This window comes from Plantibacter sp. VKM Ac-2885, from assembly GCF_015351205.1.
GTDB classification, from domain to species: Bacteria; Actinomycetota; Actinomycetes; order Actinomycetales; family Microbacteriaceae; genus Plantibacter; species Plantibacter auratus.
Genome location: NZ_JADKSK010000001.1, coordinates 1,167,948 through 1,185,155 on the forward strand (window position 1 = coordinate 1,167,948; position 17,208 = coordinate 1,185,155).

Annotated in this window: 11 protein-coding genes; 6 read left to right on the top strand and 5 right to left on the bottom strand. The window is 69.5% G+C overall.

From position 1 onward, the window contains the following. The first annotated feature begins 18 nt into the window (after positions 1-18). Positions 19-657 (top strand): hypothetical protein, encoded by a 639-nt coding sequence (locus ITJ66_RS05665; protein ID WP_194643914.1) that lies wholly within the window; start codon positions 19-21, stop codon positions 655-657. A 214-nt stretch (positions 658-871) separates the two neighbouring features. Beyond that, positions 872-6,550 (top strand): PKD domain-containing protein, encoded by a 5,679-nt coding sequence (locus ITJ66_RS05670; RefSeq protein ID WP_194643916.1) that lies wholly within the window; start codon positions 872-874, stop codon positions 6,548-6,550. 102 nt (positions 6,551-6,652) lie between these two features. On the opposite strand, the gene ITJ66_RS05675 is transcribed toward ITJ66_RS05670, so the two are convergent. From ITJ66_RS05675 to ITJ66_RS05695, 5 genes are read right to left on the bottom strand one after another with little or no spacing between them, the layout of a single operon-like run. Next, complete coding sequence (locus ITJ66_RS05675) at positions 6,653-7,588, bottom strand: glycosyltransferase (protein ID WP_194643919.1); 936 nt, start codon at positions 7,586-7,588, stop codon at positions 6,653-6,655. Next, complete coding sequence (locus ITJ66_RS05680; protein WP_194643921.1) at positions 7,585-9,003, bottom strand: hypothetical protein; 1,419 nt, start codon at positions 9,001-9,003, stop codon at positions 7,585-7,587. Before ITJ66_RS05680 ends, ITJ66_RS05675 begins: the two co-directional genes overlap by 4 nt. Further along, complete coding sequence (locus ITJ66_RS05685) at positions 8,990-10,339, bottom strand: oligosaccharide flippase family protein (protein WP_192018714.1); 1,350 nt, start codon at positions 10,337-10,339, stop codon at positions 8,990-8,992. Before ITJ66_RS05685 ends, ITJ66_RS05680 begins: the two co-directional genes overlap by 14 nt. Beyond that, a complete protein-coding gene (locus ITJ66_RS05690; protein WP_194643923.1) occupies positions 10,339-11,442 on the bottom strand; it encodes a glycosyltransferase in 1,104 nt (367 codons plus the stop codon). The genes ITJ66_RS05685 and ITJ66_RS05690 overlap by 1 nt, the downstream gene beginning before the upstream one ends. Before the next feature lie 39 nt (positions 11,443-11,481). Next, positions 11,482-12,924 carry a polysaccharide biosynthesis tyrosine autokinase gene (locus ITJ66_RS05695; RefSeq protein WP_194643925.1) on the bottom strand — a complete coding sequence of 481 codons (1,443 nt, stop codon included), beginning with the start codon at positions 12,922-12,924 and terminating at the stop codon, positions 11,482-11,484. Positions 12,925-13,175: 251 nt separating this feature from the next. Here ITJ66_RS05695 and ITJ66_RS05700 point away from each other — a divergent pair, with 251 nt between their 5' ends. The 4 genes from ITJ66_RS05700 to ITJ66_RS05715 all read left to right on the top strand — a co-directional run bounded on the left by ITJ66_RS05700 (position 13,176) and on the right by ITJ66_RS05715 (position 17,161). Continuing rightward, positions 13,176-13,811: a hypothetical protein gene (locus ITJ66_RS05700; RefSeq protein WP_191940540.1), complete on the top strand. Its 636-nt coding sequence runs from the start codon at positions 13,176-13,178 to the stop codon at positions 13,809-13,811. A gap of 161 nt (positions 13,812-13,972) precedes the next feature. After that, positions 13,973-15,124, top strand: coding sequence for a DUF1972 domain-containing protein (locus ITJ66_RS05705; protein ID WP_191940541.1), 1,152 nt, complete (start codon positions 13,973-13,975; stop codon positions 15,122-15,124). Beyond that, entirely contained in the window at positions 15,117-16,259 is a 1,143-nt protein-coding gene (locus ITJ66_RS05710) for a Gfo/Idh/MocA family protein (protein WP_198425034.1), read from the top strand. Before ITJ66_RS05705 ends, ITJ66_RS05710 begins: the two co-directional genes overlap by 8 nt. Next, entirely contained in the window at positions 16,244-17,161 is a 918-nt protein-coding gene (locus ITJ66_RS05715; RefSeq protein ID WP_194643927.1) for a hypothetical protein, read from the top strand. The genes ITJ66_RS05710 and ITJ66_RS05715 overlap by 16 nt, the downstream gene beginning before the upstream one ends. The last annotated feature ends 47 nt before the right edge of the window (positions 17,162-17,208 follow it).

Genomic DNA, 17,208 nt, shown 5'->3' on the forward strand with positions numbered 1-17,208 from the left:
TCGAGGAGAGGTACGGGCGTGAGCGAGCCGGCAGCAGAGCAGCAGACCCCCACGTCGAGCACACCCGACCCGCGGCGCCGACGCCGGGTGGTCGTCATCTCGGTGCTCGCGGCGGTCGTCGTCGTGGTGGTGGCCGTGGTCGTGGTGTTCGCGGTGAACGCCAACCGCGTCGGCACCGGCGACGTCGTGAACCCGCCGGCCATCACGGGCACCCCCACGCCGAGTCCGATCATCACCGACCCGGCCGAAGCGCTTCCCGAGCGCGACCCGGTCGCCGGCGACGCACCGGTCGAGATCGTCAGCGGCGTGACCGTCAGCCTGGGCACGCTCGAGGCCGTCGACGGTGAGGCGAACGCACCCGGTGAGACCGCGGGACCGGCGGTCCGGTTCACGGTCACGATCGTGAACGACACCGACGCGAGCATCGACCTCAGCACCGTCGTCGTCACCGCGTACTCCGGGGCCGACCGCGTACCCGCGGAGCCCCTCACCGAACCCGGTGCCGTGCCCTTCGAGTCGGAGGTCGCGGCCGGCGATACCGCGACCGCGACGTTCGTGTACACGGTGCCCGTCGAGCAGCGGGACGACGTCACGATCATCGTCGACTACCAGGCCGGCGTCCCCGCCGCCGTGTTCCAGGTCACCGCTCCCCGCTGACCCGATCCGCATCCGCGCTGACCCCCGCAGGATCCCCGGGAAATCGGACCTGTTTTGGGGGTGACGCCCCTGATGCCCCCCGCGTTATGGTTCACGAGCGAGGCACCCCTGCACCTGGCCGGCGATCGTGGATCCGAAACACGATCGCACCCCTCGGCCCGTCCGCGGAGCCCTGTCGCGCCCCGAGCCCGCCTCCAGCGAAACCCGAGAACCCGTGTCCAGATTTCTGCGATCCCAGGATCGACCGAGCGCGCACGCGCCGAGCCGCAACGACGCCCGCGGCGTCCCGTCCAAGCTGAAGAAGCCCCTGGCACTCGGCGTGATCGGTGCGGTGTTCGCCGCGCTGCTCACCTTCACCGCCACGGCGGCCCCGGCGGTGGCCGACACGGTCCCCCAGGGCGCAGGCGAGGCGTCGACCGTCTCGGCGGACGCGCTTCCCACGGTGCAGATCAACAAGACCGTGTGGTCGCAGGTCGTCGTCGGGAACACCGTCTACGCGGGTGGAACCTTCACCAAGGCCCGTCCGGCCGGCAACGCAGCCGGCGTCGGCGAGGTCGACCGCACCTACCTGCTCGCCTACGACCTCACCACCGGCGTGCTCATCAACTCCTTCGCTCCGGTCCTCAACGCCGAGGTCAAGGCCGTGACGGCCTCGCCGGACGGTAAGACCCTCTACGTCGTCGGTAGCTTCACGAAGGTCAACGGACAGGACCGCTCGCGCATCGCCGCGTTCGACACGGCGACCGGTGCCCTCAAGTCCTTCGCTCCGATCCTCAACTACATCGGCTACAGCGTCGCGGCGACGAACAGCACCGTGTACGTCGGTGGCGGCTTCACCAACGCCGCCGGCCAGACCCGCAAGGGAGCGGCGGCGTTCACCAACGCCGGTGCCCTCCTGCCCTGGGCTCCCGTCACCGAGGGCGGCGTCGTCCGCGCCCTCGCGATCGCTCCCGACCAGTCCAAGGTGATCCTCGGCGGAGCGTTCACGACGCTCAACGGCAGCAGCAATCCCGGCTACGGCCTCGGTGCCGTCGACGCGACCGCCGGCGCGCTCCTCCCGTGGAACGTCAACGGCCTCATCCGCAACGGTGGCGCGAACGCCGCGATCTACTCGCTCACGAGCGACGCGAACAACGTCTACGGGACCGGCTACGTCTTCGGTTCGGGCGGCAACCTCGAGGGTGCCTTCAACGCCGGCTGGGCGAACGGTGACATGAACTGGGTCGAGGACTGCCACGGCGACTCCTACTCGGTCGCCTCCCACGGCGACGCCGTCTACATCGCCGGCCACCCGCACTACTGCGGGAACATCGGCGGTTTCCCGCAGACGCAGCCGTGGACCTTCCAGAACGCACTGGCGTTCTCGAAGACCACCACCGGCACGGCCACGGCAGACCCGTACGGCTACTACAACTACGCCGGTCAGCCGACGCCAAGCATCCTGAGCTGGTTCCCGGACTTCACGCCGGGCAACGCGACGAACCAGAACCAGGGTCCGTGGAGCGTCGCCGCGAGCACGAACTACGTCGTCTACGGCGGAGAGTTCCTCGCCGTCAACAACAAGTCGCAGCAGGGACTGGTCCGGTTCGCGACGAAGGCGGTCGCACCGAACCTCGAGGGTCCGAAGCTCAAGGGGAGCGCCTTCCCCATCACCGCGATCTCCCTCGCCAGCGGCACCGTGCGCGTCTCCTGGAAGACGAACAACGACCGCGACAACGAACTCCTGAAGTACGAGCTGATCCGCAACAACCAGACGGCCACGCCGATCATGACGAAGTCCGTCCGCTCGACCTTCTGGAAGGTCAGCAACCTCATGTACACCGACAGCGGCCTGGCGCCGGGGACGACCGTCAACTACCGCGTCAAGGTGAGCGACCCGCTCGGCAACTCGACGATGAGCGACAACGTCCCGGTGACCGTCTCGGCCGACGGCTCGACCTCCGCGTACGCGCAGGCCGTCCTCGCGTCCGGCCCCACATCGTTCTGGCCACTCGGCGAGGCCAGCGGCACCGCGGGCTACGACTGGGCAACTGGCGACGACCTGACGCTCACGAGCAACACGACGCGGGGGACGGCGGGCGCGATCATCGGCTCGAACACGACCGCGACGACGTTCGCCGGTACGAGCGACAGCGCGGCCTCGACCACGACGGCACAGCAGTCACCGAACACCTTCACCGCTGAGACGTGGATCAAGACGACCACCGACCGCGGTGGCAAGATCCTCGGGTTCGGTGGATCGTCGACCGGGACCTCCGGGAACTACGACCGCATGATCTTCATGAACAACGACGGGCGCCTGATGTTCGGCGTCTACCCGGGCTCCGTCCGGACCGTGCAGTCCTCGAAGGCCTACAACGACGGCGAGTGGCACCACGTGGTCGCAACGCTCGGTGCGAACGGCATGCAGCTGTTCGTGGACGGCAAGAAGCTCGACAGCCGCACCGACACGACGAGCGGCCAGGACTTCACCGGCTACTGGCGGGTCGGCGGCGACAACCTCGGTGGGTGGCCGGGCTCGCGCTCGAGCGACTACTTCGCCGGCTCCATCGACGACACCGCGATCTACCCGACGGTCCTCGACCGCGACACGATCGTGAACCACTACGTGGCCTCCGGCCGGACCTCGCCGGTCCCGGCTGCTCCCACCGACGCATACGGTGCAGCGGTGTTCAACCTCGATCCGACGTCCTACTGGCGCTTCGATGAGACGACCGGCACCGCGGCGAAGGACTCCGGCCGGAACGACGGGCCCGCCACCTACTACGGTGACGTCGCCAAGGATCAGAACGGTGCGCTGACCGGCGTCGCCGGGAACCGCTCCGCACAGTTCGGTCCCGATGGTTCGGGTGTCGCCAGCGACACCGCTTACTCCAACCCGACGAGCTACGCGCTCGAGGCGTGGTTCAACACCACGACCACCAACGGTGGGAAGATCATCGGTTTCGGCGCCAACCAGCAGGGCGGATCGGGCGGCTACGACCGACACGTCTACATGGAGAACGGCGGTCAGCTGACCTTCGGGACCTGGACGGGCCAGACCAACACGATCACGACGCCCGCCGCGTACAACGACGGCACCTGGCACCATGTGGTGGCCGAGCAGTCCTCGGCGGGCATGAAGCTCTTCGTCGACGGCGTCCTGCAGGGCACCAACCCGCAGACGGGCGCTCAGGACTACACGGGCTACTGGCGTGTGGGATCCGACACGACCTGGGGCGGGACCGCCGGCACGTTCAGCGGACGCATCGACGAGGTGGCCGTCTACGCACAGCCGCTCACGTCGGCGCAGGTCACCCAGCATCACGACCTCGGCCTCGGCATCCTGCCGAACGTCGCTCCGACCGCCGGCTTCGCCGTCACGAACACCGACCTCACCGCGCACTTCGACGCTTCGAGCTCGGTCGACACCGACGGGACCATCGCGTCCTACGCCTGGGACTTCGGCGACGGCACCACCGGCACCGGGGTGACCGCCGACCACGCCTACGCCGCAGCAGGCACCTACACGGTGACCCTCACCGTGACCGACAACCGCGGCGGCACGGGGACGCTGCAGCACCCGGCGACCGTCGTCGCACCGAACGTCGCCCCCACGGCGTCGTTCACCGCAGCGGTCAACGCGCTGGGCGTCCAGTTCGACGCCGGCGCCTCCGTCGACACCGACGGCACGATCGCCTCGTACGCCTGGGACTTCGGCGACGGCACGACCGGGACCGGGGTCAACCCGAGCCACACGTACGCCGCCGCCGGCTCGTTCACCGTGCACCTGACGGTGACCGACGACAAGGGGCTCCTCGGAGAGACGAGCCAGGCGGTCGTCACGACCGTCCCCGTGAACCAGCCCCCGGTGGCAGCGTTCACGCCGACCGCGACGGGCCTCACGGTCACGGTCGACGGCTCGGCGTCGAGCGACCCGGACGGCACCATCGCCTCGTACGCCTGGAACTTCGGTGACGGCGCGACCGGCACCGGTGCGACGGCGGCCCACGCCTACGCCGCCGGCGGGACGTACACGCTCGCGCTGACGGTCACCGACAACGGTGGGGCCAGCACCACGACCTCGCAGTCCGTGACCGTGGTCGCTCCGCCCGCGGCGACCGTGCTGGCGAAGGACACCTTCGCCCGCTCGGTCACCGGCGGATGGGGTTCCGCCGATGTGGGAGGGGCCTGGACCCTCGATGCGGCGTCCAACTACTCCGTCGCAGGTGGCAGCGGTCTCATCTCGACCGCGGTCGGCCTGACCCGGACCGCCAAGCTGACCACGGTCGGCGCCACGGACACCGAGACGCAGGTCCGCCTGTCCTTCGACAAGAGCTCCACCGGTGGCGGAAACTACGCCTCGGTCATGGGCCGCGTCGTCGGAGCCGACAACTACGCCGCGCGGATCTGGATCCGCAACAACCAGGGCGTGCAGCTGCAGCTGATGAACGGCAACACGATCCTCAAGGCGGTGAACATCGACGGCTTGACCTACCTGCCCGGCACCCAGCTGCAGGTCCGGTTCCAGGCCGTCGGGACCTCGCCGACAGAGCTCAAGGCGAAGGTCTGGGCGATCGGATCCACGGAGCCCGCGGCCTGGCAGCTCACGGCCACGGACAGCACGGCAGCGCTGCAGGCGGCCGGCTCGGTGAGCCTCCGCTCGTACATCTCGGGGACCGCCACCGGCGGCACCGTCGTGACGCGCTTCGGCAACCTGATCGCGCAGCCCTCCGGCTCGGTCACGGCCCCGCCGGCGAACGTGCCGCCCACCGCGGCGTTCACGCAGGCGGCGACGTTCCTGACCGCCTCCTTCGACGCTTCGACGTCGACCGACTCGGACGGCTCCATCGCGTCCTTCGTCTGGGACTTCGGAGACGGCGCCTCGGGGACGGGTGTCACCACGAGCCACGCCTACGCGGCCGCCGGGGCTTACCCGGTGAAGCTCACCGTGACCGACAACGCGGGAGCCTCCGCCACCAAGACCAGCACGGTCACGGTGCAGGCACCGCCGCCGAACGTCGCACCGACCGCCGCCTTCACGACGAGCGTGACCGGCCTCGCCCTGACGACCGACGGGTCGGGATCCAGCGACACCGACGGCACCGTCAGCGCGTACGCCTGGGACTTCGGAGACGGGGCCACCGCCACCGGAGCGACCGCGAGCCACACCTACGCGGCCGACGGCACGTTCACGGTGACGCTGACCGTGACCGACAACGCCGGTGCCACCGCGGTGACCCAGAAGCAGGTCACCGTGGCCGGAACGGTCGTCGTGCCCCCGGTCACCCCGGCCACCGCGCAGGACGCCTTCGAGCGTCCGGCCGGTGCCGGGTGGGGGACGGCCGAGGCGGGTGGCGCCTGGACACCGGCGAACAACCCGTCCGCGTTCAGCCTCGCCGACGGCAAGGCCGTGATCACGACCCCGGCCGGCCAGACGCGGGCCACCACGCTCAACGGCGTGAGCCAGACGAGTTCCGACAGCAGCGTGAAGGTCTCGTTCGATCAGGGACCGACCGGCGGCGGCAACTACGTCTCGGTGATCGGCCGTCAGGTCGGTTCGGCGAACTACGCGGCGCGGGTCTGGATCCGCTCGAACAGCGGCGTGCAGCTGCAGCTCCTGCAGGGCGGGACCACGCTGTCCGCGGTCAACATCGCCGACCTCGTGTACGTCCCCGGCCAGCAGCTGCAGGTCCGTCTGCAGGTGTTCGGCACCTCGCCCACCACGGTGCGCGCGAAGGTCTGGGCCGCCGGGACGACGGAACCGACGAACTGGCAGCTGACGAGCGTCGACTCGACGGCGGCGCTGCAGGCCGCCGGCACGGTCGGACTGAACCAGTACATCTCGGGCACCGCGACCAACGGACCGATCATCGCCCGGTTCGACGAGTACCTCGTCAAGCCGACGGTCTAGTCCACCGCGAACGAACGGCCGGTCGTCCTTCGGGATGACCGGCCGTTCGACGTGTGGGGAGGCGTCCAGGTGTCGCGGACGATACCGAAGCGACGGTGTCCGTCAGCGACCGCGCGCGGCGGCCTTCGAGAGCCGGAGCCCGTCGACGACCCCGCGGACACCCGCACGGAGCGGGCTGCGGGTGCTGAGGAACTGCCGACGACCTCCCTGCAGGAGCACGGACCACGCCACGGGGATGGTCGAGCGTCGCCAGGCCCGCACCTCGGCCGGCGAGAGGTGCTCGGCCGCGTAGAGGAGTCGGTTCCGGATGTTGAAGTAGTAGTAGGTCGTCGACTTGGCACGCGCCGAGGCGGCGTCCGAGCGGTCGTGGGTGCCGCCTTCGTCGTGGACCGCGGTGGCCTCCTCGACGACGGCCAGCGAGCCGCCGACGGCGACCACGCGGTGCGACAGGTCGACGTCCTCCCAATAGAGGAAATAGGCGTCGTGGAAGCCGCCGGTGCGCGCCCAGAGTTCCACGCTCAACATGAGGCAGGCACCGCTCAACCAGGGCGCCACGGCTGCCCCTGGGTGGTCCTCGCGTCGTCTCCGCGATCGGATCGTCCCGTCGTGCAGGTACAGATCCACCCCGTCGAACCAGAGGCTGCCGTCCGGTCGCTCGATCCGCGGAGCGAGCATCGTCATCGGTTGCTCAGCGCAACGATGCGAGAGCACGTCGAGCGCCTCGGGCGTGAGGGATGCGTCCGGGTTGAGGAGCAGCACCTGCTCGACGCCGAGTCCGATCGCCCGGGCGACGCCGAGGTTCATGCCGGCACCGAACCCGAGGTTGTCGTCGGGCAGGAGGAGGTCCCAGCGCTCCGCGTCGGCGAGCCGCGTGACGGCGTCGCGTGCGGCAGGGGAGGAGTAGTTGTCGACGACGACGGTCCGGAGGCCCGGTACGGCGCGGGTCAGGGTCGCGAGGTTCTGCTCGAGGAGTGCGGGGTCGCCGTAGTTCACGACGACGATGCCGATCCCCTCGGGTGAACGCACGGGTCCGGTCATGCTGCGTCCCCGCGGCGGTGCTCGGACGCGAGGGCCGCCGGGTGTCGTCCCGCCGCAGGGCCGTCGGTGCCGACCTTCAGGATGAGGGCGAGCCCCAGGAACAGGGTGAGCGTCGGAACGGAACTGTAGAGCGGACTGAAGAAGAGGTCCCAACAGGTCCGCACCCCCAGGAAGATGACGACCGCGCTCGCGTTGCGTCGTGCGATGCCGTGCCCGAGGCCGTAGATGGTCAACCAGGCGATCAGCGCGGCCAGGGCGAGCCCGATGAGGCCGAAGCGGACCCAGAGGTCGCCGATGGTGGAGTGGACCTCGAACCCGGTCCCGAACATGAAGCGTTCGACGTAGCCGTTGTTCGGGTCGTACCCGATGGAGGCCATGCCGGTCTTGGCGACCAGCACGTCGCTCAGGGAGGCGTAGGTGCCGCTCCCGTACCCCGTCGGCTGGTGGAGGAAGAGGGCGGCGGTCGCGGCGAGCTCCGGTCGTCCGCCGAGGAGGATGGATCCCGACTGATCGAGTTGCGCGACGGTGCGACTCTGGGTCTCCGCGCCGAACACCCCGTCGAGGAGGAGGGCCTGGCCGATGTTGAACACGAACGCCGCGGCGATGCCGATCCCGATGATGACCCGGGCGGTCGACGCCTTGCGGCTCTTGCCGGCGGAGCGCATCTGCCAGGCGACGAGGCAGAGGGTCAGGAGCAGGATCGCGAACAGCGACCGGGAGTCGTTGAGGATCGACACGGCTGCGAGGGCGGCGACGACGGCGACCTCGATCCAACGGCGGCGGGTCGCCAGGGCCAGTCCGAGCAGGATCACGGTCAACGGCACCGAGTACTGGAACTTCCACACGTTCGACATGTAGGCGGTACCGCCAGGGCCGGCGATGACGGCACGGACGAGCAGCCCGAGGCCGTAGAACACGATGATGTGCGACGGCGTCAGGACCGTCCGGGTCCAGACGATGCACGCGACCGACACGAGCGGGCCGAGGAGCACGATGGTCGCGCCGATGGCGACGCCCTGGCCGGTCTGGTGGTCGTCGGCCATGGCCGCCGTGAGCCAGAGCCCCGACACCGCTGCAGCGAGCCCTCCGAGGAGCAGGACCACCCCGCCGCGGTACCTCCGCAGCTCGCCCACCCAGAGGGGGAGCAGGATCAGGGCCACGCCGAAGCCCACGGTGAAGCCCTGGAAGACCTGGAGGCGAGCGCCGAGGAGCACGAGGAACACGATGGCGATGATGCGGTGGACCGTCGCCATGGTCGGATCGGTCGGTGGTCGGAGGACGGGGAGCGGTTCGAGCCGCTCGTCCGCGGGTGCTCCGACGACGCCAAGTGACGCGGGACGGGGCCGCGCCGCACGCCACCGCGGGACGGCGTTCGCCTTCGGGCCCGCGTTCGTCTTCGGATCAGTGAGCGACATCGACGGGCTCCGCTTCCGCAGCGAGCCGGCGTCGCTTCGCGAGGTCGCGCTGGACGTACCAGAGGTTCGGGACGACCTGGCAGATCGCCACGGCGACCGCGGATCCCACGATGGGGCCCGCGGCGCCGAGGACGGGGATGAGCACCCAGGAGAGGCCGAGGTTGAGCGGCACCATGACGAGGATGGGGAGGACCTGGAACTGGAGGCCCTTCGCGTCCGTCATGTACATCCCGACCGGGTACTTCGCGGCCTGGAGGGCGACGAACACGACGTAGGAGACGAGGATCGGCCAGCCGAGGGTGATCTCGCCGTCGGAGACGAACCCGGCGATCCACGGGGAGATCGCTGCGAGGACGACCGCGAGGGCGAGCCCGCCGCCGAGGAACCACAGCGTCGGGACGAGTGGCGATTCCACGCGCTTCGCGGACCGCGCCTTCGCATAGATCGGCCACAGCGCCAGCCCGGCCGCACCGATCGTCTGGATGACGAGGCCGAAGAGCTGCGTCGCGAGGTTGTACTGGGCGAGTTCCGGTCCGGTCGTCAGGTGGCTGAGCAGCAACCGGTCGGTCTGCATGGCGATGGGCAACGCGATCATCTGGACGACCATCGGCCAGGCGAGGGCGAACGCGGGGACGCCCGGAGCGCTGCGGAGCTTCGGCACCTCCTTCATCGCCTGCCAGACCTGCGGGCTGATCGAGCGCGCGGCGAGTACCAGGCAGACGGCGGCGACGACCCCGCTCGCGGCGTAGGAGAGGACGGCGACGAACGAGCCGCCGTCGAACCCGGTGACGACGAAGAGCCACACGCCGAGGAAGATCGCCGGAGCGGCGATCGCCTGCGTCGCGACCTGGGTGCTGGTCTTGCCGACCCCGATGAGGATGCGTTGACCGACGGTCATCGGCAGGACGAGTCCGAACGTCGCGAGGCAGAGGAACGCCGCGACGCTGCCGCCGTCGGGTGCGAGGCCGTTGCCGAGGATCGCCGGCCACAGGTCGAGGACGGTGATGAGGATGGCGACGAGCATGATGACCGCGCCCGACACGGTGAGGATCCGGAACGCCGTCACGATCGAGCGCCGCACCTGCAGGTCGCGCTTCGGGTCGTCGGATCCGGCGATGGCGTTGATGACGACGGCGGCGATGCCGAGGTCGGCGAACGGCAGCAGGGCCGGCAGGCTCGTCAGCAGGCCGTACTGGGCGTAGGCGCCGGACCCGAAGTGTTCGATGATCATCCGGCTCGTGAAGATGCCGAGGACGCCGGAGAGCCCCATCACGAAGATCTTGGCGATGGCCGTCTGGCTGACGGAGGCCCAGATGCCGCCCCTGCCGCGCGCCATCAGCGATCACCGCCGGCGTCACGGAACAGCCAGGTGTCCGCGGCAAGGCGGCCGTCACGAGCGGGAAGGTCCGCGAGCACGTCCTCCGGGGTCCGGGTGCTGGCGAGCGTCGCGAGGAGGGCCTCGGCGAGCGCCACCGCGTCGTCCCCCGGCTCGACGACCCGGTGGCCGTGCTCGTCCAGCCAGCCGGCGATGCCGGTCTCCGTGGTGGTGACCACGACGCAGCCGGCGGCGAGGCCCTCGACGATCGGCAGGCCGACCTGTTCGCGCCAGTCGGGACGCGGTTGGGACGGCAGGACGAGCGTGCGGCTCGCGGCGAGGGTGTCGAAGATCACGGAGCGTGCTGGGTCCCGGTGGAAGGTGACGGACGGGTGGCGGTCACTCAGCGCGGCCGCCGCGGGCTCGAGCTCACCGGAGCCGAGGATGACGAGGGAGGCGCGCGGTTCGCGCTGCAAGACGGTCGACCACGCTTCGACGAGCAGGGGGAAGCCCTTCCGTCCGACGAGGGCTCCGAGGAAGACGACCTGCATGGGGTCCCGGACGACGTCGCGCCGCTCCGACATGGGCGCGGGCAGGGCTTCGATGACGGTGGACTCGAGGTCGCGTCGCGCCGGAAGGACCCGGGCGTGCAGATCGCGGGCCCCGGTCGTCCCGTAGACGATGCGGTCGAGACGACGCCACACACGACCGGCGGCCCACCGCTGTGCCCGGAGTTTGACGCGGGACCTGAGCCGGGCGGGACGAGCGGTCATCGGGTCGAGGTTCTCGATGGCGTACGTCACCACGAGTGGCCGTGTTCCCCGGAGGCGTCCTCGCAGGTCGAGGGCGATCAGGGTGCTCAGCGTGGCGATGGCGGAGGACAGCTGGAGCGGTTCGTTGACCTCGAGCGCGGTCACGCCGGAGCGGACCAGCAGCCGTGCTGCAGCCATCGGCTCGGCCTGGACGAGCTCGACGCCCGGGGCGACGCTCGGATCGAAGTCGTAGCGGCGGCGACGGTAGACGATGCTCGCAGGCGCCAGCTCACGAGCGCGCTCGAGGTGCGCGGTGCGGACGACCTCGTACAGCCTGGCACGGGGATGGCTCAGGCGGGCGGGTGTTGGCATCGTTCCTCGGTCCATTCGGGCGCGTCGTCGGGCAGCGGCTCAGCGGCCGGCCATGGACGGCGTGCGCGCCGAGTCGTTCGCCGCGGGGGCGGTCGTTCCCGTCGTGGCGGGGCCGAGCGGGGCGGCGTCGGGAGCCGACCGGTACGAGTTGTAGCGGTAGTAGGAACTCGTCTCGTCCTGCTTGAGGCCGTTGAGGACCAGCCCGATCGTGCGGGCGTTCGCGCCGTCGAGGGTCTCGAGCGCGCGGTGGAGCTGCTGCCGGCGGGTGGACTTGTAGCGGGACACGACGATCGCGCCGTCGGTCATGTGCGTGAGCCAGAGCGGATCGGTGACCGGGATGATCGGCGCGGTGTCGATGATGACGAAGTCGTACGACTCCTTGGCGCGGTCCACCAGCTGGCGCATCGCGTCGGACGCGAGGAGCTGGCTCGGGTTCGGCGGCACCCCACCGGAGGCGAGGACGTCGAGGTTGCCCCGACCCCAGGGCTGCACGGCCTCCTCGAGGGTGATGTCGCCGACGAGGACACTGGTCAATCCGACCTCGCCCTCGATCTGCGTGTAGCCGGCGATCGAGGGGCGGCGGAGGTCGGCGTCGATGAGGAGGACGCGCGGTGCGCGTTCGGTCATCGCGAGGGCGAGGCCGAGCGCGACGGTGCTCTTGCCCTCGCCGGGGAGTGCCGAGGTGACGATGACGGAGGTGATCCGTTCGTCGACGTCGGCGAAGCTGAGGTTCGTCGCGAGACTCCGGAAGCCCTCGGCGATCATGCCGTTCGGGTTCCGCATCATGGCCTGCGTCGGCAGCTCACCCTTCCGCGTGCGGGCGACCGTCGTGAGGACCGGGGTGTCGGAGACCTGCTGCAGTTCTCGCAGCGAGCGGATCCTCGTGTCGAGGAGCTCCCGGCCGAAGGCGTACAGCACGCCGATGAGCAGACCGCCGAGCCCACCTCCGGCGACGAGGAGCTTCGTGTTGGGCGCGAAGGCGAAGATGGGCAGCTTGGCCGGCGCGATGATCGTGAGCTGGACGGCCGGGCGGTCCTGGTCGTCCCTCGGGGAGATGCCGTCCACCGCGGAGGACAGGGAGTTCGCAACGGCCGCTGCGATGCTCTGGGCCTGCTCGGCGCTCGTCGACACCGCGGAGATCTCGACGATCACGGTGTTGAGGGGAGCGTCGGCGCTGACCGACTCCGCGAGGTCCTGGACACTCATGTCGAGGCCGAGCTCGTTGATCACCGGCTCGAGCACGATCGGCGAGGACGCGAGGACGGCGTACGACTGCACGAGGTTCTGCACGTAGGTGGATCCCTGGACCAGCTCGGTCGTGGAGTTGCCGGCCTCGGTGGTCACGAACACGCTCGTCGTGGAACGGTACTGCGGTGCCATCGTCTGTGCGAAGACGTAGGCTCCGGTCGCGCCGACGAGTGCAAGCACCACGATGACGATCCACTGCTTGCGCAGCGTTGCGATGTAGTCGCCGAGATCCATCTGACTCCCCCTGGTTTGTTGACACCCAACACCTCAGCGTACCGACGATTTCCCGGTTTATCAGGGGAAAGACGCCCCCACTCAGGGGGGTACGGGCCGTTTGATGACCCCCAGTCCGAGGGTGTCCACCCCCGCGGATGACCCCCGTTCGACGGGGTTCAGGAGGGTCTCCTCCGGTGGCGGTCGAGGGGGTGTGGCGCTCACGCTACGATTGTCGGAATTCTTCCCCCGAGCGAAAACCGAAGGACGTCATGGCGCGGATCCTCGTAGTGTGCAGTGCCAACGTCTGTCGCTCCCCGCTCGCGGAACAGCTCCTCCAAGCCCGACTCTCGACCATTCCCGGCTTCGACCGCCTCGTCTGCTCGAGCGCCGGCATCGAGGTCAGTCGCGGGCACGAGATGTGCGCTGACGCGGCCGCGGTCCTCGGCCTGCCGTCGGAGGGACCGAAGGCGCCAGCTCATCGTGCACGCCGCGTCACCAAGTCGATGATCGGTGGTGCGGGGCTCGTGCTGACCGCGAGCCGCGCCGAGCGCTCCGCCCTCGCCAAACTCTCTCCCGAGGCCCGATCGAAGGTCTTCACGCTCCGCGAGGCGGCCGCGCTGGCGGAAGCGCCCGACCAGGCGATCGCCACCTGGCGACCCGGTGCCGGCACGACGGCCGATCAACGTCTGTCCGACCTGGCGGCCCTGCTCAACGCCCGTCGAGGTCTCGCTCCTGCTCCGAAGCCGGAGCGCACCGGGCTGTTCGCGCGATTCGGGAGCGACGTCGACCCGCTCGACATCGCCGACGGACACAACCTCGGCAAGCGGGCGCACCGGACGACCCTGCGGTCCGTCCAGCGCTCGGTCGAGCGGTTCGGCGCCGCTGTGGAAGCCCTCACGCGGTAGCGGTTCGAGGGTCATCACTACCCCTGTCTTTGGGGGTACGCAGGGGGCGATTTTCCCGTTTTCCGACGAATGTTGGGCGGTAGGCTCTTCAGCATTCCAGCCGAGACACGCTCTGTGTCCGCGCCGCCCGAACGGCGCCTGGAGCGATGAGGAGAAGCTCGATGGGGGACAACGCTGCACGGCGGCAGGGGCAGCCGACGGTTCGCATCCTCGGCACGCACGGGATCCCGGCGGCCTACGGCGGATTCGAGACGGCGGCCGAGAACATCGCCGTCTTCCTCCGGGATCAGGGGTGGCGCGTCATCGTCTACTGCCAGTCCGACGGCGACGGACCGATCGTCGAGGACGTGTGGCGCGGCATCGAACGCGTGACGATCCCCGTGGGTCCCGACGGGTGGAAGGGCACCTCGTTGTTCGACCTGAAGTCGATCCGGCACGCCTCGAGGTTCGACGACGTCTGCCTCACCTTCGGCTACAACACCGCCGTCTTCAACGTCCTGCAGCGCCTCAAGGGCATCCCGAACGTCATCAACATGGACGGCATCGAGTGGTCACGGGCGCGCTGGGGATTCATGAAGCAGGCGATCCTCTACGTGAACGAACGCATCGCCTGCTGGGTCGGGAACACGCTCATCGCGGACCACCCCGAGATCGAGACCTACCTCGCGAAGAAGGCGAAGCGGTCGAAGCTGACGACGATCACCTACGGCGCGCACCGTGTCGACTCGGCACCCGTCGCACCGCTGACGGCCCACGGGCTGACGCCGGGGGAGTACCTGACGCTGATCTGCCGCCCGATCCCCGAGAACACGATCCTGGAGCTCGTGCAGGCGTTCTCGGCCGAACGACGTGGCGTCACCCTCGCCGTCTTCGGCACCTACACCCCGGAGACGGACCCGTACCACCGCGCCGTCGTCGACGCCGCGAGCGACGAGGTCGCGTTCGTCGGGTCGGTCTACGACCCCGAGGAGCTCGCCGCCCTCCGATTCCACGCGCTCGGCTACCTCCACGGGCACACCGTGGGTGGCACGAACCCCTCGCTCGTCGAGGCGATGGCCGCCGGGAACGCCGTGATCGCCCACGACAACCCGTACAACCGATGGGTCGCCGGCGACGGCGCCCTCTACTTCACCACCGCACACGACGCCGCCGCACGGATCGGCGAGCTGCTCCAGCACCCCGCCCGCCGCGCCGCCCTGTCCTCCGCCGCGTCCGCGCGGCACGCCGAGGAGTTCACCTGGGAGCACGTCGCCGGTCAATACGAAACCGTCCTGCAGACCTACCTTGGAGGTGCACGTGTCGCACGTGTCTGAAACGAACGCCCCGGCCGCGGAAGTGCCCATCGAGACGGCCCGCGTGCGGGTCGGCGTGATCGGTCTCGGCAAGATGGGCCTCTCCCACCTCGCCATGATCAAGGCCCACCCGTGGGTGAGCGTCGACGCGGTCGTCGACTCGACCGGCTACATCCTCGACGTCCTGGGCAAGTACACCGGCCTCAGGACCTTCACCTCGGTGGACGACATGCTGGCCGAGGTCGAGCTCGACGCGGTCATCATCGCGACTCCGACGAAGTTCCACGCACCCATGGTGAAGTCGGTGCTCGAGCGCGGTCTCCACATCTTCTGCGAGAAGCCGCTCAGCCTGAGCGCGGCCGACTCCGACGAGCTCGCCGCACTGGCCGAGCGTCGCGGCGTCGTGACCCAGGTCGGGTACCACAACCGCTTCGTGGGCGCGTTTCGCGAGGTCAAGCGTCTGCTCGACCTCGGTGCCATCGGTCGCGTCACGCACATCCAGGCGGAGGCCTACGGTCCCGTCGTGTTGAAATCGCGCGGCTCCACCTGGCGGAGCAACCGCAACGAGGGCGGCGGCTGCCTCTACGACTACGCCGCCCACCCGGTCGACCTCCTCACCTGGTACGCCGGCGAGCCGATCGGCGTCGGTGGCACGGTCCTCGGCAGCGTGTTCTCCGAGCACACCGAGGACGAGGTCTTCTCGACCCTGTTCTTCGACGCCGGGGTCAGCGCGCAGCTCTCCGTCAACTGGTCGGACGAGTCTTATCGCAAGATGACCACGCAGATCACCATCACCGGGACCGCCGGTCGCATCCACGCGGACCGGCAGGAATGCCAGGTCTACCTGCGCGACACCGCGCCAGAGATCGAGGGCTACGAGACCGGCTGGAACGTCAAGTACACCACCGAGCTCACCGACGAGGTCTGGTACTACCTGCGCGGCGAGGAGTACAGCGCCCAGCTGGACCACTTCGTCACCCGGGTCGTCGAGGGTGCCGTGCTGGGGACGAACTCCTTCACCAGCGCGGCCGCCACCGACCACGTCCTCGAACTCCTCACCATCGACGCGGCGGCAGGCCCGTCCACCCGAGCCGCGACGGCCGCACCCGCTCCCGTCGCGAAGAAGAAAGGCCTCCTCCCATGGCGACGAGCGTAGAGACCCAGACCGGAGCGGCCGCGACCGCTGCCCCGAAGCTTCCCCGGCTCCTGTTCGGAGACAACCAGTTCTTCGGCGTCAACCACATGTCGGAGGAGAAGGCGCGCGCCCAGGCCATGCGCTTCCAGGACACCGGCGCGATCATGGACGTGCTCGACGTCGCGTACGACGAGGGCATCACCTCGTTCATGTGCACCACGCACGACCGGATCGCCGAGGTCGCGGAGCGGGTACGGCTCGACCCGACGCGGTACGCCGACTTCACGTTCCAACCGTGCATGCCGTACGCGCACAAGTACGCGGACGCCGTCACGGAGAACGGCATGCTCGGTGCGCTCAAGCGCTTCCTGCCTGAGGAGGGCCTGATGAACGCCGCCCTGCGTGGCGGCAAGGCGTTCGCCACGAAGGACGTCGAGGGCATCATCACGCTGCTCATCGACGCCGAGATGGCGATGTTCCGCGGCGTCAAGACGCCGGTGATCTGGCTGCAGAACGTCGTCGTGGACCTCCTGCTCGGCCTCGGGTTCAAGGACGCGTTCGCCATCTTCGACCACCACGTGCGCACGAAGTACCACGCGCAGCCCGGGTTCATCACGATGAACCTGCCCCTGCTGCTCGACGCCCTGGACGAGGCCGGCCTCGAGAACCCGATCGTGTGCTCGAACATCAACAAGATCGGCTTCCGCATGTCGGGCGGTATCGAGGGGTACCAGCGGGTGCTCGAGGAGCGTCGGTTCCGTGCCGTCGCGATGTCCGTCTACGCGTCCGGCGCGATCCCGCCGCGCGAGGCGATCGAGTGGCTCTCCGAGCAGCCGAACATCGAGTCGATGGTGTTCGGGGCCTCCAGCCGGCAGAACATCCAGAGCACGCGCCGCCTGGTCGACGAGTTCTTCGGGGCCTGATCGGGCGCGGGCCCAGCTGACACGAGGAACGGCCCCTGGCATACCAG

What these genes read in the sequence shown, in the direction of transcription:
- ITJ66_RS05695 (WP_194643925.1), bottom strand. Translation starts at nt 12,924, where the DNA reads ATGGATCTCGGCGACTACATCGCAACGCTGCGCAAGCAGTGGATCGTC.
- ITJ66_RS05680 (WP_194643921.1), bottom strand. Translation starts at nt 9,003, where the DNA reads ATGTCGCTCACTGATCCGAAGACGAACGCGGGCCCGAAGGCGAACGCC.
- ITJ66_RS05675 (WP_194643919.1), bottom strand. Translation starts at nt 7,588, where the DNA reads ATGACCGGACCCGTGCGTTCACCCGAGGGGATCGGCATCGTCGTCGTG.
- ITJ66_RS05715 (WP_194643927.1), top strand. Translation starts at nt 16,244, where the DNA reads ATGGCGACGAGCGTAGAGACCCAGACCGGAGCGGCCGCGACCGCTGCC.
- ITJ66_RS05685 (WP_192018714.1), bottom strand. Translation starts at nt 10,339, where the DNA reads ATGGCGCGCGGCAGGGGCGGCATCTGGGCCTCCGTCAGCCAGACGGCC.
- ITJ66_RS05690 (WP_194643923.1), bottom strand. Translation starts at nt 11,442, where the DNA reads ATGCCAACACCCGCCCGCCTGAGCCATCCCCGTGCCAGGCTGTACGAG.
- ITJ66_RS05705 (WP_191940541.1), top strand. Translation starts at nt 13,973, where the DNA reads ATGGGGGACAACGCTGCACGGCGGCAGGGGCAGCCGACGGTTCGCATC.
- ITJ66_RS05700 (WP_191940540.1), top strand. Translation starts at nt 13,176, where the DNA reads ATGGCGCGGATCCTCGTAGTGTGCAGTGCCAACGTCTGTCGCTCCCCG.